24 protein-coding genes and 1 riboswitch are annotated in these 24,136 nt (G+C 73.5%); of the genes, 12 read left to right on the top strand and 12 right to left on the bottom strand.

Annotated features, from left to right (window positions below):
- The first annotated feature begins 73 nt into the window (after positions 1-73).
- Together AB0I83_RS29390 and AB0I83_RS29385 are read left to right on the top strand one after the other, a co-directional pair.
- Positions 74-1,867 carry a glycoside hydrolase family 15 protein gene (locus AB0I83_RS29390; protein ID WP_363306805.1) on the top strand — a complete coding sequence of 598 codons (1,794 nt, stop codon included), beginning with the start codon at positions 74-76 and terminating at the stop codon, positions 1,865-1,867.
- A 4-nt stretch (positions 1,868-1,871) separates the two neighbouring features.
- Positions 1,872-2,627 carry an SDR family oxidoreductase gene (locus AB0I83_RS29385; protein ID WP_363306804.1) on the top strand — a complete coding sequence of 252 codons (756 nt, stop codon included), beginning with the start codon at positions 1,872-1,874 and terminating at the stop codon, positions 2,625-2,627.
- A gap of 49 nt (positions 2,628-2,676) precedes the next feature.
- Here AB0I83_RS29385 and amaP read toward each other — a convergent pair whose 3' ends face one another.
- From amaP to AB0I83_RS29360, 5 genes are read right to left on the bottom strand one after another with little or no spacing between them, the layout of a single operon-like run.
- Entirely contained in the window at positions 2,677-3,255 is a 579-nt protein-coding gene (amaP, locus tag AB0I83_RS29380) for an alkaline shock response membrane anchor protein AmaP (protein WP_363306803.1), read from the bottom strand.
- A 5-nt stretch (positions 3,256-3,260) separates the two neighbouring features.
- The gene (locus tag AB0I83_RS29375) at positions 3,261-3,947 is read right to left on the bottom strand and encodes a DUF6286 domain-containing protein (RefSeq protein ID WP_356843706.1); all 687 of its coding nucleotides are present in this window, start codon (positions 3,945-3,947) and stop codon (positions 3,261-3,263) included.
- Complete coding sequence (locus tag AB0I83_RS29370) at positions 3,944-4,297, bottom strand: hypothetical protein (RefSeq protein WP_356843707.1); 354 nt, start codon at positions 4,295-4,297, stop codon at positions 3,944-3,946. The genes AB0I83_RS29375 and AB0I83_RS29370 overlap by 4 nt, the downstream gene beginning before the upstream one ends.
- Positions 4,294-4,485, bottom strand: a complete 192-nt coding sequence (locus AB0I83_RS29365; protein WP_356536238.1) for a hypothetical protein — start codon at positions 4,483-4,485, stop codon at positions 4,294-4,296. Before AB0I83_RS29365 ends, AB0I83_RS29370 begins: the two co-directional genes overlap by 4 nt.
- Positions 4,486-4,515: 30 nt before the next feature.
- Positions 4,516-5,004, bottom strand: coding sequence for an Asp23/Gls24 family envelope stress response protein (locus tag AB0I83_RS29360; RefSeq protein ID WP_356536239.1), 489 nt, complete (start codon positions 5,002-5,004; stop codon positions 4,516-4,518).
- A 95-nt stretch (positions 5,005-5,099) separates the two neighbouring features.
- On the opposite strand from AB0I83_RS29360, the gene AB0I83_RS29355 reads away from it, so the two are divergent.
- Positions 5,100-5,807 (top strand): hypothetical protein, encoded by a 708-nt coding sequence (locus tag AB0I83_RS29355; RefSeq protein WP_363306802.1) that lies wholly within the window; start codon positions 5,100-5,102, stop codon positions 5,805-5,807.
- A 41-nt stretch (positions 5,808-5,848) separates the two neighbouring features.
- Here the strand turns inward: AB0I83_RS29355 and AB0I83_RS29350 are convergent, their stop codons facing one another.
- From AB0I83_RS29350 to AB0I83_RS29340, 3 genes are all read right to left on the bottom strand, one after another.
- On the bottom strand, positions 5,849-6,640 hold the full coding sequence (locus tag AB0I83_RS29350; protein WP_356536241.1) for an enoyl-CoA hydratase/isomerase family protein: 792 nt from the start codon (positions 6,638-6,640) through the stop codon (positions 5,849-5,851).
- Positions 6,641-6,788: 148 nt separating this feature from the next.
- Entirely contained in the window at positions 6,789-7,010 is a 222-nt protein-coding gene (locus AB0I83_RS29345) for a helix-turn-helix domain-containing protein (RefSeq protein WP_006123601.1), read from the bottom strand.
- A gap of 361 nt (positions 7,011-7,371) precedes the next feature.
- Positions 7,372-8,970 (bottom strand): ABC-F family ATP-binding cassette domain-containing protein, encoded by a 1,599-nt coding sequence (locus AB0I83_RS29340; protein WP_356536242.1) that lies wholly within the window; start codon positions 8,968-8,970, stop codon positions 7,372-7,374.
- A gap of 332 nt (positions 8,971-9,302) precedes the next feature.
- Here AB0I83_RS29340 and AB0I83_RS29335 point away from each other — a divergent pair, with 332 nt between their 5' ends.
- Complete coding sequence (locus AB0I83_RS29335) at positions 9,303-9,713, top strand: VOC family protein (protein WP_356843710.1); 411 nt, start codon at positions 9,303-9,305, stop codon at positions 9,711-9,713.
- 21 nt (positions 9,714-9,734) lie between these two features.
- Here the strand turns inward: AB0I83_RS29335 and AB0I83_RS29330 are convergent, their stop codons facing one another.
- From AB0I83_RS29330 to AB0I83_RS29320, 3 genes are all read right to left on the bottom strand, one after another.
- Complete coding sequence (locus tag AB0I83_RS29330) at positions 9,735-11,033, bottom strand: hypothetical protein (protein WP_356536256.1); 1,299 nt, start codon at positions 11,031-11,033, stop codon at positions 9,735-9,737.
- A gap of 185 nt (positions 11,034-11,218) precedes the next feature.
- Entirely contained in the window at positions 11,219-12,352 is a 1,134-nt protein-coding gene (locus AB0I83_RS29325; RefSeq protein ID WP_363306801.1) for a hypothetical protein, read from the bottom strand.
- Between the two features lie 68 nt (positions 12,353-12,420).
- Positions 12,421-13,080 carry a class II aldolase/adducin family protein gene (locus AB0I83_RS29320; RefSeq protein ID WP_363306800.1) on the bottom strand — a complete coding sequence of 220 codons (660 nt, stop codon included), beginning with the start codon at positions 13,078-13,080 and terminating at the stop codon, positions 12,421-12,423.
- Between the two features lie 301 nt (positions 13,081-13,381).
- On the opposite strand from AB0I83_RS29320, the gene AB0I83_RS29315 reads away from it, so the two are divergent.
- The 7 genes from AB0I83_RS29315 (at position 13,382) to AB0I83_RS29285 (ending at position 21,819) form a co-directional block, all read left to right on the top strand.
- Positions 13,382-14,623: an inorganic phosphate transporter gene (locus AB0I83_RS29315; RefSeq protein ID WP_356536246.1), complete on the top strand. Its 1,242-nt coding sequence runs from the start codon at positions 13,382-13,384 to the stop codon at positions 14,621-14,623.
- 12 nt (positions 14,624-14,635) lie between these two features.
- Complete coding sequence (locus AB0I83_RS29310; RefSeq protein WP_356536247.1) at positions 14,636-14,860, top strand: hypothetical protein; 225 nt, start codon at positions 14,636-14,638, stop codon at positions 14,858-14,860.
- Positions 14,861-15,009: 149 nt separating this feature from the next.
- A riboswitch (cobalamin riboswitch) is annotated at positions 15,010-15,140 on the top strand.
- 128 nt (positions 15,141-15,268) lie between these two features.
- Positions 15,269-16,213: a cobalamin biosynthesis protein gene (locus tag AB0I83_RS29305; protein WP_363306799.1), complete on the top strand. Its 945-nt coding sequence runs from the start codon at positions 15,269-15,271 to the stop codon at positions 16,211-16,213.
- Positions 16,210-17,841, top strand: a complete 1,632-nt coding sequence (locus AB0I83_RS29300) for a cobyric acid synthase (protein ID WP_363306798.1) — start codon at positions 16,210-16,212, stop codon at positions 17,839-17,841. Before AB0I83_RS29305 ends, AB0I83_RS29300 begins: the two co-directional genes overlap by 4 nt.
- Positions 17,838-19,871 carry a putative cobaltochelatase gene (locus AB0I83_RS29295; protein WP_363306797.1) on the top strand — a complete coding sequence of 678 codons (2,034 nt, stop codon included), beginning with the start codon at positions 17,838-17,840 and terminating at the stop codon, positions 19,869-19,871. The genes AB0I83_RS29300 and AB0I83_RS29295 overlap by 4 nt, the downstream gene beginning before the upstream one ends.
- A complete protein-coding gene (cobO, locus tag AB0I83_RS29290; protein WP_356536251.1) occupies positions 19,871-20,479 on the top strand; it encodes a cob(I)yrinic acid a,c-diamide adenosyltransferase in 609 nt (202 codons plus the stop codon). The genes AB0I83_RS29295 and cobO overlap by 1 nt, the downstream gene beginning before the upstream one ends.
- Entirely contained in the window at positions 20,473-21,819 is a 1,347-nt protein-coding gene (locus tag AB0I83_RS29285; RefSeq protein WP_356536252.1) for a cobyrinate a,c-diamide synthase, read from the top strand. Before cobO ends, AB0I83_RS29285 begins: the two co-directional genes overlap by 7 nt.
- A gap of 2 nt (positions 21,820-21,821) precedes the next feature.
- On the opposite strand, the gene AB0I83_RS29280 is transcribed toward AB0I83_RS29285, so the two are convergent.
- Complete coding sequence (locus AB0I83_RS29280) at positions 21,822-22,544, bottom strand: ZIP family metal transporter (protein ID WP_356536253.1); 723 nt, start codon at positions 22,542-22,544, stop codon at positions 21,822-21,824.
- 77 nt (positions 22,545-22,621) lie between these two features.
- Between AB0I83_RS29280 and cobC the strand changes: the two genes are divergently transcribed.
- Positions 22,622-24,136 (top strand): Rv2231c family pyridoxal phosphate-dependent protein CobC (gene cobC / locus AB0I83_RS29275; RefSeq protein ID WP_363306796.1); only part of this gene is annotated, 1,515 nt, incomplete at its 3' end.

Below are 24,136 nucleotides of genomic sequence, written 5' to 3'. Positions count from 1 at the left end.
TCCCGTGCCACGGCCGCCTGTTCGCACCGGTTTCGCTGCTTAACGGGGCCCAGGTTCGGGAAGACGGCAGAGCGTGACCCCACGTATCGAGGACTACGCCATCATCGGCGATCTCCAGACGGCCGCCCTGGTGGGCAGGAACGGTTCTGTCGACTGGTTGTGCCTGCCCCGCTTCGACTCCGGCGCCTGTTTCGCGGCCCTGCTCGGCGACGAGGACAACGGCCACTGGCGGATCGCTCCCCAGGGCACCGACAGCACGGACACCTGCACCCGGCGCGCCTACGTGGACGACTCGCTGGTCCTGGAGACCTACTGGGAGACCAGGACCGGGACCGTCAAGGTCATCGACTTCATGCCCCAGCGCGACAAGGCGCCCGACGTGATGCGCATCGTCGAGGGCGTCAGCGGCACCGTCGACATGAGCTCGGTCCTGCGGCTGCGCTTCGACTTCGGCTCCGTGGTGCCCTGGATGCGCCGCTCCCACGGCCACCGGGTCGCCGTGGCGGGCCCCGACTCCGTCTGGCTGCGCAGCGAGCCGCCGGTCAAGACCTGGGGCCAGCAGTTCAGCACCTGCTCCTCGTTCACGGTCGCCGAGGGCGAGTCGGTGGCGTTCGTACTGACCTGGCACCCCTCGCACTCGGCCCGCCCCAAGCTGATCGATCCTCACAAGTCGCTGAAGCACACGCTCTCGGACTGGGCGAAGTGGTCGGCGAAGTGCACCTACCAGGGCAGGCACCGGGAGGCGGTGCTCCGCTCGCTGATCACCCTGAAGGCGCTCACCTACGCCCCCACCGGCGGGATGGTGGCAGCCCTCACCACCTCGCTGCCGGAGGAGATCGGCGGCGTACGGAACTGGGACTACCGCTACTGCTGGCTGCGGGACTCCACCCTCACCCTGGGCGCCATGATCGCGGGCGGGTACGTGGAGGAGGCGGCGGCCTGGCGGGACTGGCTGCTGCGGGCCGTCGCCGGCGACCCCGCGGACCTGCAGATCATGTACGGGCTCGCGGGCGAGCGCAGACTCCCCGAGGCGGAGCTGCCGTGGCTCAGCGGCTACGAGGGGTCCCAGCCGGTCCGCACGGGCAACGCGGCCGTGCGGCAGCGACAGCTCGACGTCTACGGCGAGGTCATCGACTCGCTCCGGCTGGCCCGCACGGCCGGGCTCGACGACAAGCCGCACGCCTGGAACCTCCAGCTCAGCCTGCTCGGCTTCCTGGAGTCCACCTGGCGCGAGCCGGACGAGGGCCTGTGGGAGATCCGAGGGCAGCGCCGCCACTTCGTGCACTCCAAGGTCATGGCGTGGGTCGCGGCCGACCGCGCGGTGCGGAGCCTGGAGGAGAACCCGGAGCTGCCCGGCGACGCCGACCGCTGGCGCGCGATGCGGGACGCCGTGCACGCGGAGGTCTGCGAGAAGGGCTACGACCCCGTACGCAACACCTTCACCCAGTACTACGGCTCCCGGGAGCTGGACGCCTCGACGCTGCTCATCGTGCGCGCCGGGTTCCTGCCGCTCGACGACCCGCGGGTGACCGGGACGGTCGACGCCGTACGCGACGAGCTCGCCCACGACGGTCTGATCCGCCGCTACAGCACCGAGGGCGGGTCGGTGGACGGTCTGCCCGGCGACGAGGGTGCCTTCCTCGCCTGTTCGTTCTGGCTGGTCGACGCCCTGCTGCGGACGGGCCGCAGGGAGGAGAGCGAGGCGCTGTTCGAGCGGCTGCTGGAGCTGCGCAACGACGTGGGACTGCTGGCCGAGGAGTACGACCCGGTGGCCCGGCGGCAGCTCGGCAACTACCCGCAGGCGTTCAGCCACGTCGGCCTGGTCAACAGCGCGGTCGACCTGGCGCGCGAGGACGCGGCAGGATAGGCGCATGGATCTTGGACTGAAGGACCGTGTGTACATCGTCACCGGCGCGACCCGGGGGCTGGGCAACGCCACCGCGCGGGCGCTGGCCGCCGACGGCGCGAAGGTGGTCATCACCGGCCGGGAGGAGAGGAGCGTCACCGAGGCGGCCGCCGAACTGGGCCCCGACGTGGTCGGGATCGCCGCCGACAACGCCGAACCCGACGCAGCCCGCCGCCTGGTGGACACCGCGAAGGAACGCTTCGGCAGGCTGGACGGCATTCTCATCAGCGTCGGCGGCCCCGCGCCCGGCTTCCTCGCCGACAACACGGACGACCAGTGGCAGACCGCCTTCGAGTCGGTCTTCCTCGGTGCCGTGCGCCTGGCCCGCACCGCGGCGGAGGCGCTCGGCGAGGGCGGTGTCATCGGTTTCGTGCTGTCCGGATCGGTGCACGAGCCGATCGCCGGCCTGACCATCTCCAACGGGCTCCGGCCGGGCCTCGCCGGCTTCGCCAAGTCCCTGGCCGACGAGCTGGGCCCGCGGGGCATCCGGGTCGTCGGCGTACTGCCGTCCCGGATCGACACCGACCGGGTCCGCGAGCTCGACGCCCTGTCCGGCGACGCGGAGGCATCCCGTACGGCGAACGAGGCACGCATCCCGCTGCGCCGGTACGGCACCCCGGAGGAGTTCGGGAAGACCTCGGCCTTCCTGCTCTCCCCCGCCGCCTCCTACCTGACGGGCATCATGGTGCCGGTCGACGGCGGCGCGCGGCACGGCTTCTGAGCACCCCGGCGCGGGAGCGGGCTCCGGCCCGCTCCCGCGCCGGGGTCCGTCAGTTCACCCGCTCCGCACGGTGTTTGACCGCCTTCAGGCGGACCTCGGCGGGCAGTTGGTCCAGCCCGGCGGAGCCACGGGCGTGGGCCAGGGCTCCCTCGGAGACGCCCCGCAGCGTCGTCGCCGGCGCCGCGTGCGGCTCCATCAGCAGCTTGAGCCGGGCCCGGGGGGCGGTCCGCCGGCCGGTCAGCGTGACCTTGGCGTCGGACACCCCGTCCAGGGCGGCCGCCTCGCCGCCGAGGACGCCCTCCAGAGCCCTGCCCCGCAGCAGGGCGCCCTCGCCGTCGCCGCTGTCGACCAGCACCTCGGTGAGGCGCCCGCGGCGCAGTTGGGCCAGCAGCCACCAGAGCGCGAGGACCACCAGGACGGCGAGGACCGCGATGACGGTGGGCCACCACCAGCCCTGGTCCCGCCACCGGTAGCGGTCGCCCCTGCTGAGCAGCACGTCGCTCGTGCCGTCGTAGGGCCACCAGGACGGCATGGACAGGCCGAGCCCCGTGGCGAGGACGGCGCCGCCGACGACGAGGAGGACGAGCCCGGTCAGGCCGATCAGGGTCCGGTTGGCTTTTCGGATCACGTGCTTCACCCCTTCTTCGTCGGCCGGCGGACGTGGACGGAGAGGCCGGGCTGCCGCGCCAGGCCCAGCTCACCGATGGCCTCGCCCAGGGCGGCGTCCAGGTCGGCCCTGACGTCGTCGAGTTCACGGAAGTGCGACAGGGCCCGCACGGCCGCCTTGCGCCGCCCCATCCTGACCCGCACGGACTGGACGCCGGCCACCTGCATCGCCCGGTCGCGGAGCACGAGGGCGGCGGCCCTCCGGTCAAGCGCGGCCCGGACACCGGCGTGCTCGCGGCGCATCGGCAGGAGGCCGCGGAGGCCGGGGGTGAACGCCAGGAGGAGAAGCCAGAGGCCCAGGGCGGCGGCGAGTGCGGAGCCGGCCAGCACCCACACGTCGTCGAGGTGACGGCTCGCCAGGTCGTCGGCGACCGTACGCCGCCACCGCATGGCCGGGTGGTCCGCGCGTACCGCCGCGATGTCGTAGAGCAGGATGCCGGAACCGCCGAGGACGACCAGGGCCACCAGAGCCGCGGGGATCCTGCGCTGGGCCCGGAAGCGGCGGGCGCGACCGCGCGGCCGGTCCGGCTCGGGGGCGGCCTCGTAGGTCGAACCCGAGGTGGACTGGTCCATCGCGAGCACACCGCCGTCCCGCCCGGACTCGACCGTGGGCAGGCGCTGCGTGCTGTTCTCCGGGTCCTGGGGCTCGCTCATCGGATGCTCCCCTCCGGTGCGGTGCCTGCCCCTGACAGATGCAGCCGTTCGACCTGCACCGCCACTTCGGGCACCTCCATCCCCGCCAGTGCTCTTACCCGCTCCGCCACGCGACGACGCACCGCACCGCACTGACGGCCGATGTCGCCGGGGTAGCCGAGGTCGAGGCTGACCCGTACCCGGGCGGTCTCGCGGTGCACGGTGACGGTGGCACGCGGCGCGGCGGCGCCCGTGGGCCGCTCGTCGACGGCCTCCTTCGCCGCCTGTGCGGCGATCTTCGCGACGACCCGGTCGGCGATCCGGGTCTCTCCCCGCCCGGCGGCGGCGACCGGGCCCGTCACCGCCGTCACCGTCGCCCGTCGCCGCGCTCGCGACTACGGAAGAAGTCGCCGGGTTCCAGGTCGCCGTCCAGGAAGCGACCGGCGACGAAGCCGACCGCGCCCAGGGCCGCCACCAGTAGAAAGGCTCCGAAGCCACCGAAGTATCCGGCGAATCCGAGCGCCATGCCGGCCACCAGGCCGACCACAGCCATGCTCATCGTGTGCTCCTCAACTGCCGCGCGGGAGTGCTACTGGAGTCGTGGCTCGGGTTCGTCCTCGTCCTCCTCGTCCGGCAGCTTGACGTCGCTGACCGCGATGTTGACCTCGACGACCTCGAGTCCGGTCATCCGCTCGACCGCCGCGATGACGTTCTCCCGTACGTCGCGGGCCACCTCGCTGATCGCCACGCCGTAGTCGACGACGATCTCCAGGTCGAGCGCGGTCTGCGACTCGCCGACCTCGGCCTTGACGCCGCGGCTGACCGACTTGCCGCCGGGGACGCGGTCACGCACCGCGCCGAAGGTACGGGAGAGGCCGCTGCCCATCGCGTGGACTCCGACCACGTCCCTGGCCGCCAGTCCGGCGATCTTCTCGACCACGCCGTCGGCGATGGTGGTGCGGCCACGGGTGGCGGGGGCTCCGCCGCCGCGCTTGGTCAACTGGCTCTGCCTGCCGTCGTCCCCGCCGGACGTGCTGCCGGGGCTGTCGGGCCGGTTCCGCTGTGGGGTCTCGGTCATCGCCGCTGTTCCCTTCGGGACGGGGGGTGAACTTCCGTTGCCCACAGTAAGTGCGCTTACCCGGTCCCGCGCCGTGGATGGGGCAGGGTGGAGCAATGACAACGGCTGACAGCCCGCACAGGGCCGACGGATGGACCGCCGCGGTACGCCAACGGCTCGGCCTGGGCCGGTTGCTCCCTCTGGGCGGCCCCGCGGACGGGGCCTGGATCGCCGAACGAGCGGCGGCTGCGGTGCTCCGGGACGCCTCGACCGGTTCCGGCGCGGTGCTGGGGGTGCTCAGGATCGCCCCGGGGGACACGCCGGACACCGACGGCACACCGCCGGGGGACCCGGTGCCCGGCCCGCCCAGTGCCCTGCCGCACGGGCCCCTGCGGATCGAGGCCGGATTCTCGGCGACGGCCCGGCGGCCGCTGACCGCCACCGCGGACGCCTTGCGTGAGGCGCTGCTGACGGCCGCGTCCCGGCGGCTCGGACTGGTCGTCGACGAGGTGGACCTGCGGGTGACGGGCCTGCTGGAGGAGGAACCCGGACCGGCGGCGCGGACGGCGGACGAACACCACGCGGCGGAGCCCGACGGGCCGGCGGGGGCGGCTGCCGCGGGGGTGCCCGGTGTCGTCTCGCTGACGCGGGTGCTGGGCAGTCCGGTGCAGAAGGAGGCCGGGCACGTACGGGTCGAGCTTTCCACCGCGGGTGACCACAGGGCGCTCGACGTCGCACGGGCGGTGCGCGGAGCCGTGTCAGCGGCCGTGGAGGGCGACCCGGCGGTCTCCGTGCTGGTCACGGCTGTCGTGGACCGGAACTGAGGCTGCCCCCGCCGGCGGGTGGGGGCAGCCAGGTACGTCGTTCAGTCCGAGATGCCGGCGATGTCGCGCAGCCGGCGGCCCTGGGCGGCCCGCTCGGCGACGCGCTGCTCCTCGTACGTGCGCGAGACGGCACCGGCGAGCAGCGCCTTGGTCTCGATGACCGCGTCGCGCGGGGCGGCGAGCAGTGCGGCGGAGAGATCGTGCGCCGCCGCGTCGAGCTGGTCGGCGGGGACCACGAGGTTGGCGAGCCCCGTCCGCTCGGCCTCCTCCGCGTGGACGAAGCGGCCCGTGGCGCAGATTTCGAGGGCGCGCGCGTATCCCACGAGGTGCACCAGGGGGTGGGAGCCCGTGAGGTCGGGGACGAGACCCAGGCTGGTCTCGCGCATGGCGAACTGCACGTCGTCGGCCACGATCCGCAGATCGCAGGCGAGAGCGAGCTGGAATCCCGCGCCGATGGCGTGTCCCCGCACGGCCGCGATCGACACGATGTCGTTGCGGCGCCACCAGGTGAAAGCCTCCTGGTACTCGGCGATGGTCGCGTCGAGACCGGCCTCCGGCCCGCGCGCCATGTCGAGGAACGACGGCTCGCCGTCGAATCCCTCGGGGGTGAATGCCTGCCGGTCGAGACCCGCGGAGAAGGACTTGCCCTCCCCGCGGAGCACGACGACCCGCACACTGCCGGGGAGCGCCCGTCCGGCCTCTGCCAACGCCCGCCACAGAGCGGGAGACTGAGCGTTGCGCTTGGCCGGATTGGTGAGCGACACCGTGGCAACCGCGTCATCGACGGTGAGCCGTACGCCGTCCTTGTCGAGCACAGAGTCGAGCGAGGTCATGGAGCGCCTCCGGATCGGGTGCAGTCAGCACTTACTGGCAAGTAACTGAACAGTAACCACCCGGACGGCCTCTCGGTCGGCCGGGTGGCACCCGTTGTTCCGGTGAGCTCCGGGGCCGGCCTGGGCCGCCCCTGACCGCCGCCCGCCGTCAGGCCGAGGCGGCCTTCTTGCCGCGAGTCGCTCCGCCGCGTCCCCGCAGCGTGACCCCGGACTCACTGAGCATCCGGTGGACGAACCCGTAGGAGCGGCCGGTTTCCTCGGCCAGCGCCCGGATGCTCGCACCGGAGTCGTACTTCTTCTTCAGGTCTGCCGCGAGCTTGTCACGCGCGGCGCCGGTTACCCGGCTGCCCTTCTTCAGAGTCTCGGCCACCCGTGCCTCCTCAAGGAAGTGCGCTCTGGACTCTCATGATCACCCCTCCCGCCCTTCCTGGCCACCCATTCGGCAAGGTACGTACGCCGGATTCCTCGCCCCGAAGCGGGACGACACATGCGGAATTCGACATTCCAGCGGGCTGTGGCGCTTATCGGCGCGGGCGTCACGAAGAACGGCCAGGTCAGGGCCGTACGGAGCGGATGGCCGAAAATCAGTGCACCCGGCAGCTATCTGCCGGGTGCCGCGCCGGGGTACGAGACCCGCTCACCCAGATGATGGATCACCGATGGGCCGAATGATCGATGCGCGCTGGATCACCGGACTCCGCGGAGGGTTCAGGCACCACCCTCGGCGCCCCTCAGGCGAGGGCGACCAGGTCCCTGTAGTCGGCACCCCAGAGGTCCTCGACCCCGTCGGGCAGCAGGATGATCCGCTCCGGCTGGAGCGCCTCGACCGCGCCCTCGTCGTGGGTGACGAGGACGACGGCGCCCTTGTAGGTGCGCAGGGCCCCGAGGATCTCCTCGCGGCTGGCCGGGTCGAGGTTGTTCGTGGGCTCGTCGAGCAGCAGCACGTTGGCGGACGAGACGACCAGGGTCGCGAGGGCGAGCCTGGTCTTCTCACCGCCGGAGAGCACTCCTGCGGGCTTGTCGACGTCGTCCCCGGAGAACAGGAACGAACCGAGTGTCTTGCGGACCGCGACGAGGTCGAGGTCGGGCGCCGCGGAGCGCATGTTCTCCAGGACCGTGCGCTCCGGGTCGAGCGTCTCGTGCTCCTGCGCGTAGTAGCCGAGCTTGAGGCCGTGGCCCTGGATGATCTCACCGGTGTCGGCCTTCTCGGCACCGCCGAGCAGACGGAGCAGGGTGGTCTTGCCCGCACCGTTGAGGCCGAGGATGACGACCCGGGAGCCCTTGTCGATGGCGAGGTCGACATCGGTGAAGATCTCCAGCGAGCCGTACGACTTCGACAGGCCCTCCGCCATCAGCGGGGTCTTGCCGCACGGGGAGGGGTCGGGGAAGCGCAGCTTGGCGACCTTGTCGGAGACCCGCACGGCGTCCAGACCCGAGAGCAGCCGGTCGGCGCGCTTGGCCATGTTCTGGGCGGCGACGGTCTTGGTCGCCTTCGCGCGCATCTTGTCGGCCTGCGCGTTGAGGGTCGCGGCCTTCTTCTCGGCGTTCTGCCGCTCGCGCTTGCGGCGCTTCTCGTCGGCCTCGCGCTGCTGCTGGTAGAGCTTCCAGCCCATGTTGTAGATGTCGATCTGCGCGCGGTTGGCGTCGAGGTAGAAGACCTTGTTGACCACCGTCTCGACGAGCTCCACGTCGTGGGAGATCACGATGAAGCCGCCGCGGTAGCTCTTGAGGTAGTCGCGCAGCCAGACGATCGAGTCCGCGTCCAGGTGGTTGGTGGGCTCGTCGAGGAGCAGGGTGTCGGCGTCCGAGAAGAGGATGCGGGCGAGCTCCACGCGGCGGCGCTGACCGCCGGAGAGCGTGTGCAGGGGCTGGCCGAGGACCCGGTCGGGCAGGCTGAGCGCGGCGGCGATGGTGGCGGCCTCGGCCTCGGCGGCGTATCCGCCCTTGGTGAGGAACTCCGTCTCCAGGCGCTCGTACCGCTTCATCGCCTTCTCGCGTGTGGCGCCCTGGCCGGTCGACATCCGCTGCTCGTTCTCCCGCATCTTGCGGAGGATCTCGTCGAGTCCGCGGGCCGAGAGGATGCGGTCACGGGCGAGGATCTCGAGGTCGCCGGTGCGCGGGTCCTGCGGGAGGTAGCCGACCTCGCCGCTGCTCGTGATGGTTCCGCCGGCCGGCGTCCCCTCCCCCGCCAGGCACTTGGTGAGGGTGGTCTTGCCCGCGCCGTTGCGGCCGACCAGACCGATGCGGTCGCCCTTGGCGATACGGAACGAGGCGGACTCGATGAGGATGCGGGCGCCGGCACGCAGCTCGATGCCGGAGGCGGTGATCACGGAAATACTCCAGGGCGGTATGGACGGCGGAGGGACAGCGGGTTCACGACTCGACGCCGTCTAATGCACAAGGAGAATTGCCATGGGACCCAGTCTACTGGCGGTGTCCACCTGCTTCTCCGCGTGTTCCCGGCCCCGCACGGTGTCCCACCGGCACGCCGTCCGGTGATTCAGGGGCGGCGGTCTCCGCGCGCGGGTCGCCGGACCCGTACGCCGGGGTCCGGCGACCGGCACGGGGGACGCTCCCCGGTCGGCGTTGTCGGTGGCCGGTGCAAGACTGAGACGCGGATCACACCGCAACGGTGCGCACGAACAGGAAGAGGGCGAGCGCTATGGCACACACGGACGGCGTCCCGACGGTCTTTCCGACACTTCTGTACGACGACGCGAAGGCCGCTGTCCGGGTGCTCACCCAGGCCCTGGGGTTCACCGAGGAGGTGGTGTACGAGGCGGACGACGGCAGCGTGCTCCATGCCGAGCTGTCCTGCGGGAACGGCAGGGTGATGCTCGGCTCCAGGGGCGGGGAGGGCGCCTTCGCCAAGGCGATGGCCGGCGCGGGTCCCGCGGCGGTCTACGTCGTCCTGGAGGAGGTGGACGACCACCACGCGAGGGCCGTCGAGCACGGCGTGGAGATCCTCATGCCTCCCACCGACCAGTCCTACGGCTCGCGGGACTACATGGCGCGTGACCCGGAGGGCAACATCTGGAGCTTCGGGACCTACTCCCCCGGGTCCGCCGGCTGACCGCCCCCGGGGCCGGTGCCGTCACACCCCGCCGGTGTGCACCTGGAACGCCGCTCGGCGCACCGCCTTGGCGAGGGCGGGGTCCGGGTGCGCCGCCGCCAGCGCGACCAGCACCTGGACGGTGCGCGGGTGTCCCACGGCCCGTACCTCGTCCAGCAGCGCCGGGACCGTGCCCTGGACCGCGGAGTCGAGGTGGCGGACCAGCAGCCCCGTCTCGCCGTGGTCGGCGACGGCGGCGGCCGTGTCGACCCAGAGCCAGGTGGCCTCCTCGCGGGTGAGGACGTCCTGGGCGTCGTCGGGGTCGGTGCCCTCGTACTCGGCGAGCCAGAGCAGCGCGTACGGGCGCAGCGGTACCTCGGTGAGGACGGAGCGGACGACGGGCTCGGCCGGGGCCCCGACGACGCGCAGCGCCTCGAAGGCGAGGCCGCGCAGCAGGGCGTCCTCCCCGCGGGCCACGGCCAGGAGTTCGGCGACGGCGCTGCCCACCGGCCGGGCGGCGAGCCAGGCGCGGTACTCGGCGCGGGCCGGTCCCGGGGTGAGCCGCGCGCAGCCGAGCAGCATGTCGGCCGCCGGCTGCTCGATGTTGCCGGCCGGGCTCTGGGCGGCGACGCAGATCTGCTCCAGCTTGACCCAGACCGCCCAGTTGCCCAGCGGGGTGAGGGTGGCGTGGCCGGTGCCCAGGGTGAGGGCGCCGACGGAGGCGAGGCCCTCCAGCGCCCAGTCGAGCAGCAGGGCGTTCAGGTCGGCGGACGGCCCGTCGGTGGGAGCGGGCTGCTCACGCGGTCCGTACGGCACCTCGCACCGCTCGTCGTGGAGTTCCGCGACGCGCTGGCCCAGCAGGTCCAGGAGCGCGGGCACGGTGACGGGGCCGGCCGAGAGCTGGAGGAGCGAGAGCACCTGGGGCACGGCTTCGACGGCCTCCGCCACCGCGGTGGCCTCGATGCCCTCGGGCGAGGCGTGGACGAGCGACCAGGCGTCGAAGAGGGCGACCCAGCCGCGCAGCACGGCGGAGTCGTCACGGTCCCAGGCGCGCAGCCGCCAGCCGGGGCGCGCGGTGTCGCCGTGGAACTCGATGAGCCCGGCCAGCCTGGCCCGGTCCCATCCGGTCCGCACCCGGTCCCGGGGGAGTTCCAGCGCGGCCGAGGCCTCTTCGAGGGCACCGGTGGCGAGCGGTGCCGCTGCCGGGTTCGCACCGTCCGCGGCCCAGCGCGCGATCCGTACGGCGTCGGCGAGTACGGCCCGGGCCTGCCGCGCCAGTTCCGCGGGGGGCGGGGTGCCCTCGGGTGGGCGGGGGGCCGGCCTGGTGCGCCGGGTCGTCACGGCCTTGCGGGCGGTGGCCTGGGGTCGCGGGCGGACAAGTCGCAGCCTGGAGTCGCGCGGGGTACGGGACGTCACGGGGAGCAGTCTTGCCTCTGACGGGCCGAAAGCCCAAACGGAAGCCGCACGACCGGGGTTCGGGGAGCCCTCAGGCGGTGTCACCAACCGGGCCGTTCCGGCCCATCAGCTCACATCAGGGGCGTGAGGAAACGCCGGAGCGCCTCCTCGTACCCGGCCGGGTCGGCGTTCCACATCGCCCCATGCGGAGCCTGCGGTACGGAGTGCAGGGTGACCAGGTCGGGACGGCGGGCCGCGAGCTCCCGGGACGGCTGCCAAGGGGCGACGGTGTCGTCGGGGCCGTGGAGGACGAGGGTGGGGACGTGCAGGGCCGAGGGCACCGAGGTGTCCAGGAGCGGGGCGCCGTGCAGCCCGGTCTGGCCCTGGGCCGCCCGGACTGCGAGCGGCAGCAGCGCGCCGGGGACGCCCCGCGCGGCCGCCAGGGCGCGCAGCGTGGTCTTCCAGTCCAGGACCGGGGAGTCGAGGACGAGGCCGCGGATACGGTCGCGGAGGGCGGAGTTCACGGCCGCGTGCAGGGCCATCGAGGCACCGGACGACCAGCCGTGGAGGATGACGTTCTCGGCGCCGTAGCGCACGGCGTGGCGGATGGCCGCGTCGAGGTCGCGCCATTCGGATTCGCCGAGGTGGGCGAGGCCGTCCGGGGAGCGCGGGGCACCGGGGTCGCCGCGGTAGGCCAGGTCGAGCACCGGGAGCTGCTGGGCGTGCAGGAACTCCAGCACGTTCAGCGGGTGCTCCCTGGTGGTGCCGAGGCCGTGCACGGTGATGACCCAGGTGTCGCGGGCGCCGGGAACGAACCAGGCCGGCAGGGCGCCGAGTTCTCCGGGGACCTCGACCTCCTTGTACGCCAGGCCGAGGGCGGCGAGCGGGTCGCCGCGGTGGATCTCGGGGGTGAGGCGGACCCTGGAGCCCGGCTTCAGACTGCCGAGGTTCACGCGCTCGAGCCGCCGTACGACGGTGTCGGCCGAGTCGTGGGCGGCCTGCTCGACGACCGGGCCGACGACCGCGTGGACGTCGCGGGCGGTCAGTCCGTACACGCCGGGGCGCAGGGCGGCGAAGGAGCGGGTCAGCGTGACCTGTCCGGCCTCGGTGGCGTGGACGGTCATACGGCGGTCGGCGGGGAACGGACGCGGTGGCGACGGCGCCCCGAGGGCTGCGTCGCTCGCGTACCGGCCGGCGGCGACCGCTGCCGCGCCGACTCCGAGGATCGTGGTGGCGGCCGCTGCCGCTGCTGTTGCCGGGCGCACGGCTCCAGTGTCCCGGGCCTGGGCACGGGCTGCCAGCGGGCGGCGTCCGTACGGTGCGGGGGCGGGGCTCAGCCCGGCTGGCCGTAGCCCTTCAGGGCGTCCTGGACGTCGTGGAGCTGGGCGTGGGAGAGCAGGTTGGGGCTGAGGCCGGGCACGGAGCTCGCGGCGAGCCAGAGCCTGCACATCCATTCGAGCTGCGCGGTGCGGTCGTAGGCCTCGTCGAGGGTGTCCCCGTAGGTGACGGTTCCGTGGTTCTGCAGCAGGCAGCCCGTGCGGTCGCGCAGGGCGTCCACCATGTTGTCGGCGAGCTCCTGGCTTCCGTAGCGGGCGTAGGCGGCGGTGCGGACGGGGCCGCCGAGCAGGGCCGCGGCGTAGTGGACGAGCGGTACCTCGGGGACGAGGGTGGAGACGGCGGTGGCGTGCACGGCGTGGGTGTGGACGACGGCCTTCGCGGAGCTCCCCCGGTAGACGGCGAGGTGGAGGGGGAGCTCGCTGGTCGGGACGAGTTCTCCCAGCACCTGGCGGCCTTCGAGGTCGACGCCCACCGTGTCCCCCGGGCCCAGCCGGTCGTAGGGCACTCCGCTGGGGGTGACCAGGACGATTCCGCCGACCCGGGCCGAGACGTTGCCTGAGGTGCCGACGACCAGCCCTTCCGCCGCCGTCCTGCGGGCCGTCGCGACGACACCGTCCCACGCCTGTTGGATCTCGCTCTGATCGCCGTCGCTCATGCGGAGATCCTAGGGGTCGCCCCCTCGCCCCCGGCAGGGGCAGGGAGGGTGTCCCGTTCGCCTCCGCGGGCACACGTGAGCCATGTCTCCCGTCGGGGCGAATCGGCGCGGAAGCGGACCATTCGCACCGGGAGGGGCCGGTCCCCGCACCGGCGACGGCGGTCCGGCCTACCCGTCGCGCACACAAGCGGAATCGCCGCGAACGGTTGGGGTCACCATGCCGCCCTGCCCAGTTCATCTTCCGTTCACCCAGGTTGCTTACGTTCCACGTGCCACTGACGTCGAACGATTGCCTGGGTAAATGGAACACATCACGCTGCTGCTCGCGATCGTGATCGTGACAGCTCTCGTGTTCGATTTCACGAACGGTTTCCACGACACCGCCAACGCGATGGCCACCACCATCTCGACCGGCGCACTCAAGCCCAAGACAGCGGTGGCCATGTCCGCCGTTCTCAACCTCGTCGGCGCGTTCCTGTCGGTGGAGGTCGCCAAGACGATCTCCGGCGGGATCATCAACGAGGACGGCCTCAGAACCGAGGTCATCTTCGCCGCGCTCGTCGGCGCCATCCTGTGGAATCTGCTGACCTGGCTGGTCGGCCTGCCCTCCAGCTCGTCGCACGCGCTCTTCGGCGGCCTCATCGGCGCAGCGGTGATGTCGGCGGGCTGGTCCTCCATCGACGGCGGCACCGTCGTCACGAAGGTCCTGCTGCCCGCGATCGCCGCGCCGCTCGTCGCCGGCGTGGCCGCGCTCCTGGCCACGAAGCTGACGTACCGCCTCAACCGGAAGATCACCGACGAGGCGCAGCTGAAGTCGACCGCCAAGGGCTACCGCGCCGGCCAGATCGCCTCGGCCGGTCTCGTCTCGCTCGCCCACGGCACCAACGACGCGCAGAAGACCATGGGCATCATCACCCTGGCCCTGGTCACCGGCGGCGTCCTCGCCCCCGGTTCGAACCCGCCGGTCTGGGTCATCGCCTCCGCCGGTGTCGCGATCGCCCTGGGCACCTACCTCGGCGGCTGGCGCATCATCCGCACCATGGGCAGCGGCCTCACCGAGCTCCGGCCGCCGCAGGGCTTCGCGGCCCAGACCAGCGCGGCCACGGTCATCCTGGCCTCCTCGCACCTCGGCTTCTCCCTCTCCACCACGCAGTCCTGCTCCGGTGCGGTGATGGGCGCAGGCCTCGGACGCAAGGGAGGCGTGGTCCGCTGGTCCACCGCCACCCGGATGTTCATCGCCTGGGGCCTGACGCTGCCGGCCGCCGGCCTGGTCGGCGCCGGGGCGGAGTTCCTCACCAAGCAGGGCCCCTGGGGCGTCGCCGTGGTGGCCGTCGTGCTCGTCGCCGGCTCCGGTGCCATCTGGCTGCTGTCGCGCCGCAAGCCGGTCGACCACACCAACGTCAACGAGCCCGCGGGCGTCGTGACCACCGCGATCGCGGCGGTCAGCCCGCCGCCCGCCGGCACGCTGGTCCCGGACCTCAAGGCCACCATCCCCGCCCCGGCCGACCCCCAGACCGACCCGGCCCGACCGGCCACGGTGTAAGGACAGATCCGTATGAACATCGACTGGGCAGCTCTCGCGTCCGTCTTCGGCGTCAGCCTCGTGATCACCGTCGCACTCGTCGGCCTCTTCACCCTCGGCATCCTGGGCCTGGCCAGGCAGGTGCCGACGGCTCAGGGCGGTGGCGGTCCCCACGCTCCGGCGCGCGCCGGTGCCTACGCCTGCTTCGCGCTGTGCGCGGTGGCGGTCGCGTACGGGATCTACCTGATCGTCGCCTGAACCTCCTCGGTGCGTGACACCGGGCCGGACACACCGTGCGTGTGTCCGGCCCGGTGTGCGTCCGGGCACGCCGAAGCCTCGCAGGTCAACGGCAGGTTGACGGGCGTTCGCAGAGCGTGGTGGACTGCCCGGGCCATTACGGCGACAGGAGAGGAAGCCGGTGCGAATCCGGCGCGGTCCCGCCACTGTCACCGGGGAGCAGTCCTCCACACGGAAGTCACGGCCCGCGACCGCGGGCTGGAAGGCCGGAGGACCTGCGGATCCGGAAGCCAGGAGACTCTCGTCGCCGGTCACGTCGAACCAGGGCGCGGACCCTGAGTGAGGACATCTGCCATGCCCGGCCGCCGTGCGTCCCTTCCCGCACCACCCGTGACGAGGTCCCTTCGAGGCGCGACGGCCTGCTGATCCGTGCGAGCCGACCGCATCTTCGCGTACGGTGCCGCCGCCGGCCTGATCGGCGACCTGCTGCTCGGTGATCCCCGCCGGGGCCACCCCGTCGCCGCCTTCGGGCGAGCCGCCGCGGTGGCCGAGAGCGTGCTGTGGCGCGACCACCGGGGCCGGGGCGCCCTGCACGCGCTCGTCTGCGCCGGGGGTGCCACGGGCGCCGCCGCGCTGGCCGCCCGCGCCGTACGCCACCGCCCCGCCGCGGCCGTGGCGCTGACCGCCGCCGCCACCTGGTCCGTCGTCGGGGGTACGTCGCTGGGCCGCGAGGCGCGCGCCATCGGCGGCGCCCTGGCCGCCGGGGACGTCGAGCTGGCCCGCGAGCGGCTGCCGCATCTCTGCGGCCGCGATCCACAGGCGCTGGACGGACCTCAGATCGCCCGCGCGGTGGTGGAGTCCGTGGCCGAGAACACCTCCGACGCCGTGGTGGGGGCCCTGGTGTGGGGCGCGCTCGGCGGGGTGCCGGGGCTGGTCGGCTTCCGGGCCGTCAACACGCTCGACGCCATGGTGGGACACAGGTCGGCCCGCAACCGGCGCTACGGCTGGGCGTCGGCCCGGCTCGACGACCTGGCCGGCTGGCCGGGGGCCCGCCTCACCGCGGCGCTCGCGGTGGCCGCCGGGGGCCGCCCGCGCGAGGCCGTCCGGGCCTGGCGTGCCGACGCGGACAGGCACCCGAGCCCCAACGCGGGCCCGGTGGAGGCCGCCTTCGCGGGGGCGCTCGGCGTACGGCTGGGCGGGACCCTCGCCTACGCCGGCCGGGTCGAGCACCGGCCGGTACTCAACGGGGAGGCCGGCCGGGACGTGCGGGTCACCGACATCGAACGCGCGGTGCGGCTGTCGCGCCGGGTGAGTGTGCTGGCCCTCGGCGTGTGTGCGGCGGGGCGGCTGGCCATGGGACGGAGGGGAAGATGAGCGGCGGGCTGCTGGTCGCCGGCACCACGTCGGACGCGGGCAAGAGCGTGGTCACGGCCGGGATCTGCCGGTGGCTGGTGCGCCGGGGGGTGAAGGTCGCGCCGTTCAAGGCGCAGAACATGTCGCTGAACTCGTTCGTCACCCGTGAGGGGGCGGAGATCGGCCGCGCCCAGGCGATGCAGGCACAGGCCGCCCGGGTGGAGCCGTCGGCGCTGATGAACCCGGTGCTGCTCAAGCCCGGGAGCGACCGGTCGAGCCAGGTGGTCCTGATGGGCAGGCCGGTCGGCGAGATGAGCGCCCGCGGCTACCACGGCGGGCGTCAGGAGGCGCTGCTGGGCACGGTCGTGGACTGCCTTGAGCAGCTTCGGGGTACGTACGACGCCGTGATCTGCGAGGGGGCGGGCAGTCCGGCCGAGATCAACCTGCGGCGTACGGACATAGTGAACATGGGCATCGCGCGGGCCGCGCGCTTCCCCGTGCTGGTGGTGGGCGACATCGACCGGGGCGGTGTGTTCGCCTCGTTCTTCGGTACGACGGCGCTGCTGAGCGCCGAGGACCAGTCGCTCGTCGCCGGGTACCTCGTCAACAAGTTCCGCGGGGACGTGTCGCTGCTGGAGCCCGGCCTCGACATGCTGCACGGGCTCACGGGACGGCGGAGCTACGGTGTGCTCCCGTACGCCCACGGGCTGGGCATCGACGAGGAGGACGGGCTGCGGGTCTCGATGCGCGGCACCGTACGGGAGTCGGTGGTGGCGCCCCCGCACGGCGAGGACGTGCTGCGGGTCGCGGTGTGCGCGGTACCGCTGATGTCCAACTTCACCGATGTGGACGCGCTCGCCGCGGAGCCCGGTGTGGTGGTGCGGTTCGTGGACCGGGCGGAGGAGCTCGCCGACGCGGACCTGGTGGTCGTGCCCGGCACGCGGGGCACCGTGAAGGCGCTGGCCTGGCTGCGGGAACGCGGGCTGGCGGACGCCCTGCTGCGGCGGGCCGCCGAGGGGCGTCCGGTGCTGGGAATCTGCGGCGGGTTCCAGGTGCTGGGCGAGCGCGTCGAGGACGACGTGGAGTCCCGGGCGGGGCTGGTGGACGGGCTCGGGCTGCTGCCGGTGCGCGTCCGCTTCGGCCGGGAGAAGGTGCTGGGCCGGCCCGTCGGGACGGCGCTCGGGGAGCCGGTGGAGGGGTACGAGATCCATCACGGGGTCGCCGAGGTGCACGGCGGCGAACCCTTCCTGGACGGCTGCCGGGTGGGCTCGGTGTGGGGGACGCACTGGCACGGCTCGCTGGAGAGCGACGGCTTCCGGCGGGCGTTCCTGGGCGAGGTCGCGCGGGCGGCCGGGCGGCGGTTCACCGCCGCGCCCGACACGAGTTTCGCGGCGCTGCGGGAGGAGCAGCTCGACCGGCTCGGGGACCTGGTCGAGGAGCACGCGGACACGGACGCGTTGTGGCGGCTGATCGAGGAGGGGGCTCCGGCGGGGCTGCCCTTCGTGCCGCCGGGAGCGCCCGCGTCCGCTCCCGCGCCGCGGCGCGCCGAGGACGCCCCGGCCCCGGTGACCGGGCCGCACGGCACCGAGGACGCCCCGGCCCCGCCGGACGCCGGAACCGAAGTACACGCCACCGAGGAGGCCCTGTGAGTACCCCGTATCCCTTCACCGCCATCGTCGGGCAGGACGATCTACGGCTCGGGCTGCTGCTCAACGCCGTCAGTCCCGCCGTGGGCGGGGTGCTGGTCCGGGGCGAGAAGGGCACCGCGAAGTCGACCGCGGTGCGGGCGCTGGCCGCGCTCGTGCCGCACGTTCCCGTGGTCGCGGGGTGCCGGTTCTCGTGCGACCCGGGGGCACCCGATCCGGCGTGTCCGGACGGCCCGCACGAGGCGGGGACGGGTGTGTCGCGTCCGGCGCGGACCGTGGAGCTGCCGGTCGGCGCGTCGGAGGACCGGCTCGTCGGCGCGCTCGACATCGAACGGGCCCTCTCCGAGGGGGTGAAGGCGTTCGAGCCCGGGCTGCTCGCCGACGCGCACCGCGGGATCCTGTACGTGGACGAGGTCAACCTCCTCCACGACCACCTGGTGGACCTGCTGCTCGACGCGGCGGCCATGGGCGCCTCGTACGTCGAGCGCGAGGGCGTGTCCGTCCGGCACGCGGCGCGTTTCCTGCTGGTCGGGACGATGAACCCCGAGGAGGGCGAGCTCCGCCCTCAGTTGCTCGACCGCTTCGGGCTGACCGTCGAGGTGGCCGCGTCGCGCGAGACGGACCTGCGCGTCGAGGTCGTACGGCGCAGGCTCGCCTACGACGACGACCCGGTCGGGTTCGCCGCCCGGTGGGCCGACGAGGAGGCCGCGCTGCGGGAGCGGATCGTGGCCGCCCGTGCCCTGCTCCCCCGGGTGGTGCTCGGTGACGGCGTGCTGCGTCAGATCGCGGCGACGTGCGCGGCGTTCGAGGTGGACGGGATGCGCGCCGACATCGTCATGGCCCGTACCGCGACCGCGCTGGCCGCCTGGGCGGGGCGTGAGGAGGTCGTGGCCGACGACGTGCGGCAGGCCGCGCTTCTGGCGCTCCCCCACCGCCGCCGGCGCAATCCGTTCGACGCGCCGGGGCTGGACGAGGACAAGCTGGACGACGCGCTCCAGGACGCGCGGGACGACGAGGGCGGGGGCGACGACGACCCGGAGCCGGACCCGGACGGCCCCGGCGGCGGTGTGCCTCCGCAGGACGGCGGCCCCGACGGCGGTACGGACACGGGCGGCCCCGACGACGGCGGATCCGACCCGGCCGGCGGCGAGGAGCCGGGGAGCGGCGACGCGCCCGCACCGGGTGGCGGAGCCGGGGAGCGGCGGCCGGTGCGGGCGGGCGAGCCGTTCCGTACGAAGGTGCTGAGCGTGCCCGGGCTGGGCGAGGGCGCGGCCGGGCGGCGGTCCCGGGCGCGTACCGAGCACGGGCGGACGACCGGGTCGCGGCGGCCCGAGGGCGCGCTGACGAAGCTTCATCTGGCGGCGACGGTGCAGGCGGCCGCTCCGCACCAGCGGGCTCGCGGACGGTCGGGGCGGGGCCTCGTCGTGCGGCGTGACGATCTGCGGCAGGCGACGCGGGAGGGGCGCGAGGGCAATCTCGTGCTGTTCGTCGTCGACGCCTCCGGCTCGATGGCGGCCAGGCAGCGGATGGGCGCGGTGAAGGGCGCGGTGATGTCGCTGCTGCTGGACGCCTACCAGCGCCGGGACAAGGTCGGCCTCGTCACCTTCCGGGGCAGGGACGCCGAGGTGGCGCTGCCGCCGACCTCGTCGGTGGACGCGGCGGCGGCGCGGCTGGAGTCGCTGCCGACCGGCGGGCGCACCCCGCTGGCCGCCGGGCTGCTGAGGGCGCACGACGTGCTGCGGGTGGAGCGGCTGCGTGATCCGTCGCGGCGGCCGCTGCTCGTCGTGGTGACGGACGGCCGGGCGACCGGGGGCGTCGATCCGGTGGCGCTGGCGGCGCGGGCCGGGCGGCTGCACGCCTCGCAGGGCACCGCGTCGGTCGTCGTGGACTGCGAGTCGGGGTTCGTACGCCTCGGTCTCGCCGCACAGCTCGCCCGGGATCTGGGAGGCAGCGCGGTCACGCTCGACGAGTTGCGCGCCGACTCGATCGCCGGGCTGGTCAAGGACATCACTGCTGCCGGGAGGGCCGCGTAATGCCACAGGGACAGCCGGTATCGGTACCGGACGACGGGCTGACGACACGTCAGCGCCGAAACCGTCCGCTGCTGTTCGTCCACACGGGCGTCGGCAAGGGCAAGTCGACGGCGGCCTTCGGGCTGGCGCTGCGGGCGTGGAACCAGGGCTGGCCGGTCGGGGTGTTCCAGTTCGTGAAGTCGGCGAAGTGGAAGGTCGGCGAGGAGAACGCGCTGAAGGTGCTGGGCGCGAGCGGCGAGGGCGGCAGCGTCGACTGGCACAAGATGGGCGAGGGGTGGTCCTGGGTCCAGCGGGGCCTGCACGGCGACAACTCCGACAACGAGGCCAAGGCGCGCGAGGGCTGGGAGCAGGTCAAGCGTGACCTCGCGGCCGAGACGTACAAGCTCTACGTGCTCGACGAGTTCGCCTATCCGATGCACTGGGGCTGGATCGACACCGACGAGGTCGTCGAGGTGATGCGCGACCGTCCCGGGACGCAGCACGTGGTGATCACGGGGCGCAACGCTCCGCAGAAGCTGATCGACGCCGCGGACCTGGTGACCGACATGTCGAAGGTCAAGCACCCCATGGACGCGGGGCAGAAGGGCCAGCGAGGCATCGAGTGGTGAGCGTCCCCCGTCTGGTCGTGGCCGCGCCCGCCTCGGGCAGCGGCAAGACCACGGTCGCCACCGGCCTGATGGCGGCCTTCGCCGGGCGCGGCCTGGCGGTCTCCCCGCACAAGGTGGGGCCCGACTACATAGATCCGGGCTACCACTCGCTGGCCACCGGCCGTCCGGGGCGCAACCTGGACGCCTACATGTGCGGGCCCGGTCTGGTCGCCCCGCTCTTCACCCACGGGGCGGCCGGCTGCGACCTGGCCGTCGTCGAAGGGGTGATGGGGCTGTACGACGGGGCCTCGGGTCAGGGTGAACTCGCCTCGACCGCCCAGGTGTCCAAGCTGCTCCGGGCTCCCGTGGTGCTGGTGGTCGACGCCTCCTCGCAGTCGCGTTCGGTCGCGGCCCTGGTCCACGGCTTCGCCTCCTGGGACCCGGAGGTACGCATCGGCGGGGTGATCCTGAACAAGGTCGCGTCCGACCGCCACGAGGCCCTGCTGCGGGAGGCCCTCGACGAGTCCGGCCTGCCGGTGCTCGGTGTGCTGCGGCGTGCGCCGCAGGTGGCCACACCCTCGCGCCATCTGGGCCTGGTCCCGGTGGCCGAGCGGCAGGCCGACGCGCTCGACGCCGTACGGGCGATGGGTGAGCGGGTGCGCGACGGCTGCGATCTGGACGCCCTGATGTCGCTGGCGCGTTCGGCGCCCGCCCTGCCCGGCGAGGCGTGGGAGCCGGAGCGGTGTCCCGCCCCGCCCACCCGGCCGGTGGTGGCCGTGGCGGGCGGGGCCGCGTTCACGTTCGCGTACGCGGAGCACGCCGAGCTGCTCACGGCGGCGGGCGCGGACGTGGTCGTCTTCGACCCGTTGCACGACGAGAAGCTGCCCGCGGGCACCGCGGGGCTGGTCGTCGGGGGCGGCTTCCCCGAGATGTACGCACCGGAGCTCTCGGCGAACGAGCCGCTGCGCCGGGCGGTGACCGGACTCGCCCGGTCCGGCGCGCCGGTGGCGGCGGAGTGCGCGGGGCTGCTCTATCTCGCCCGCGAGCTGGACGGGCGTCCCATGTGCGGGGTGCTGGACGCCTCGGCCCGGATGTCCGAGAGGCTGACGCTGGGCTACCGGCAGGCGGTGGCGCTGTCCGACAGCGTGCTGGCCGTGGCCGGGACCCGGATGCGGGGCCACGAGTTCCACCGCACGGTGCTGGAGCCCGGCGCCGGTACGAACCCCGCCTGGGGCCTGCACCAGCCGGAGCGGCGAGTCGAGGGCTTCGTGGAGCGGGGGGTGCACGCGAGCTATCTGCACACGCACTGGGCTGCCGAGCCCGGGGTGGCCCGGCGCTTCGTGGAGCGGTGCCGGGGGTGACGTCACTCCGCGATGCCGACCACCAGCCAGATGAAGCCCACACCGGCCACGGTGCACAGCAGCGTGGAGCGGGCCGGGTGGTCGTGGTGCGCCTCGGGAAGGATCTCGGCGGCGGCGAGGTAGAGCAGCGCCCCGCCGAAGAAGCCGAGATAGCAGCCGAGCAGTTCCTCCGGAAGGGTGAACAGCAGGGTGGTCGCCGCCCCCACGATCGGGGCCAGCGCGTCCGCGTACAGCATCAGGAGCGCCTTGCGGCGGGCGTTCCCGTAGAGGCTGGTGATCGTGTACGTGTTGAATCCGTCGGCGAAGTCGTGGGTGATGACGGCGAGCGCGACGGCGGCCCCCATGCCGCCTCCGATCTGGAAGGCGGCGCCGAGGGCGACGCCGTCCATCAGGCTGTGGCCCACCATCGCGGCCGCCGCCGTCAGCCCGACCTGCGGCACCCGTTCCTCGCCCGCCCCGTGTGCCGCCTGGCGTACGGCCAGCGATCGCTCGACGAGATGGGCCGTCAGGAAGCCGCCCACGAAGAGCAGCAGGGCCGCGGGGACGCCGAAGACCACCCCGGTCGCGGCCTCCAGCGCCTCGGGCAGCAGATCGAGGCCGACGACTCCCAGCATCAGCCCGCCGGCCAGGCCGAGCACGAGGTGGCGGCGGTCGCTGACGCGCTGCGCGACCCAGCCGCCCGCCAGGGTCATCAGGAACGCGCCGAGCGCGACGAATACCGCCATGGGCCCTTGCTAGCGGATTGACCCCGCCTCCCGCACCTCAGGCCCCCCTTACCCGTGTCCCACGGAAGGACGTTTCCATGAACAGGTCCGCGCTCGTCGTGGGTGTCGGTGCCCGCCGGGGTGCCTCCGCCGACGAGGTGCTCGGGCTGATCCGCGCGACGCTGGAGACGGCGGGGCTCCTGCCCGGTGACGTGGTCGAGCTCGCGACGCTCGACACCAGGGCGGACCGGCCGGGTGTCGCGGGTGCGGCGGAGCTGCTGGGCGTGCCGGTGCGGTCGTACTCCGCGAAGGCGCTCGCGGAGGTCCGGGTGCCGAACCCGTCGGCCGCGACGCGTGCCGCCGTGGCCACCGGGTCGGTGGCCGAGGCCGCCGCTCTCATGAACGCCGGTGAACTGCTGGTTCCCAAGCAGAAGTCGGCGTCGGCGACCTGCGCGGTGGCACGCCGGAACCCGATGTCCGGAACCCGGGCATCGACGGATGGCTCCCGGCCGTCCACCATGGCTGCCATGCTGCCCCCCACGAAGCACGTAGACAGCGCCGGGCCCGACCTGCGGCACCACGGCGACGCGGAGATACGCGGTCTGGATCTGACCGACCTCGCCGTGAACGTACGGACCGGTACGCCCCCGGACTGGCTGCGCGAGCGGATCGCCGCGTCGCTGGGTTCGCTGGCCGCGTACCCGGACGGGCGGCAGGCCCGGACGGCGGTGGCCGCACGGCACGGGATACCCGGGGAACGGGTGCTGCTCACCGCGGGGGCGGCCGAGGCGTTCGTGCTCATCGCGCGGGCCCTTCCGGCGCGCCGGCCGGTCGTCGTCCATCCGCAGTTCACCGAGCCCGAGGCGGCCCTGCGCGCGGCGGGGCACGACGTCGGACGGGTGGTGCTGCGGCCGGAGGACGGCTTCCGGCTCGATCCGGCGGCGGTGCCCGAGGACGCGGACCTGGTGGTGGTCGGCAACCCGACCAACCCGACCTCCGTGCTGCATCCCGCGGCGGTGCTGGAGCGACTGGCGCGGCCCGGTCGGACGCTGGTGGTCGACGAGGCGTTCATGGACGTCGTCCCCGGCGAACGGGAGGCGCTGTGCGCGCGGCAGGACGTCCCCGGCCTCGTCGTGCTGCGGAGCCTGACCAAGACGTGGGGCCTTGCGGGCCTGCGGATCGGCTACGTGACGGCCGAGCCCGGGACGATCGCCCTGCTCCAGGAGGCGCAGCCGCTGTGGCCGGTGTCCTCGCCGGCACTCGCGGCCGCCGAGGCCTGCATGGAGCCGCGGGCACTGGTCGAGGCGGCGGACGCGGCGGACCGGATCACGGTGGACCGGGCTCATCTGCTGGCCGGTCTGGCGGAGTTCAGTGAGGTGCGGGCCGTGGAATCGGCCGCAGGACCGTTCGTGCTGCTGCGGTTGGAGCGCGCTGACGAGGTACGCGAACTGCTGCGCTCGCGGGGGTTCGCCGCGCGGCGCGGGGACACGTTTCCCGGGCTGGGAGCCGAGTGGCTGGCATCGACCCGACCTTCCAGGCGTACCACGTGTCCGGCACGTCGACGGACAGCTACGACCCGGTCGCCAACATCACGGCCGCGTGCAACTACGCCG

This window comes from Streptomyces sp. NPDC049970 (assembly GCF_040660235.1).
Taxonomy (GTDB): Bacteria; Actinomycetota; Actinomycetes; order Streptomycetales; family Streptomycetaceae; genus Streptomyces.
The sequence above is the reverse complement of the archived record's forward strand: the minus strand, read 5'-3'. Positions and strand labels throughout refer to the sequence as shown.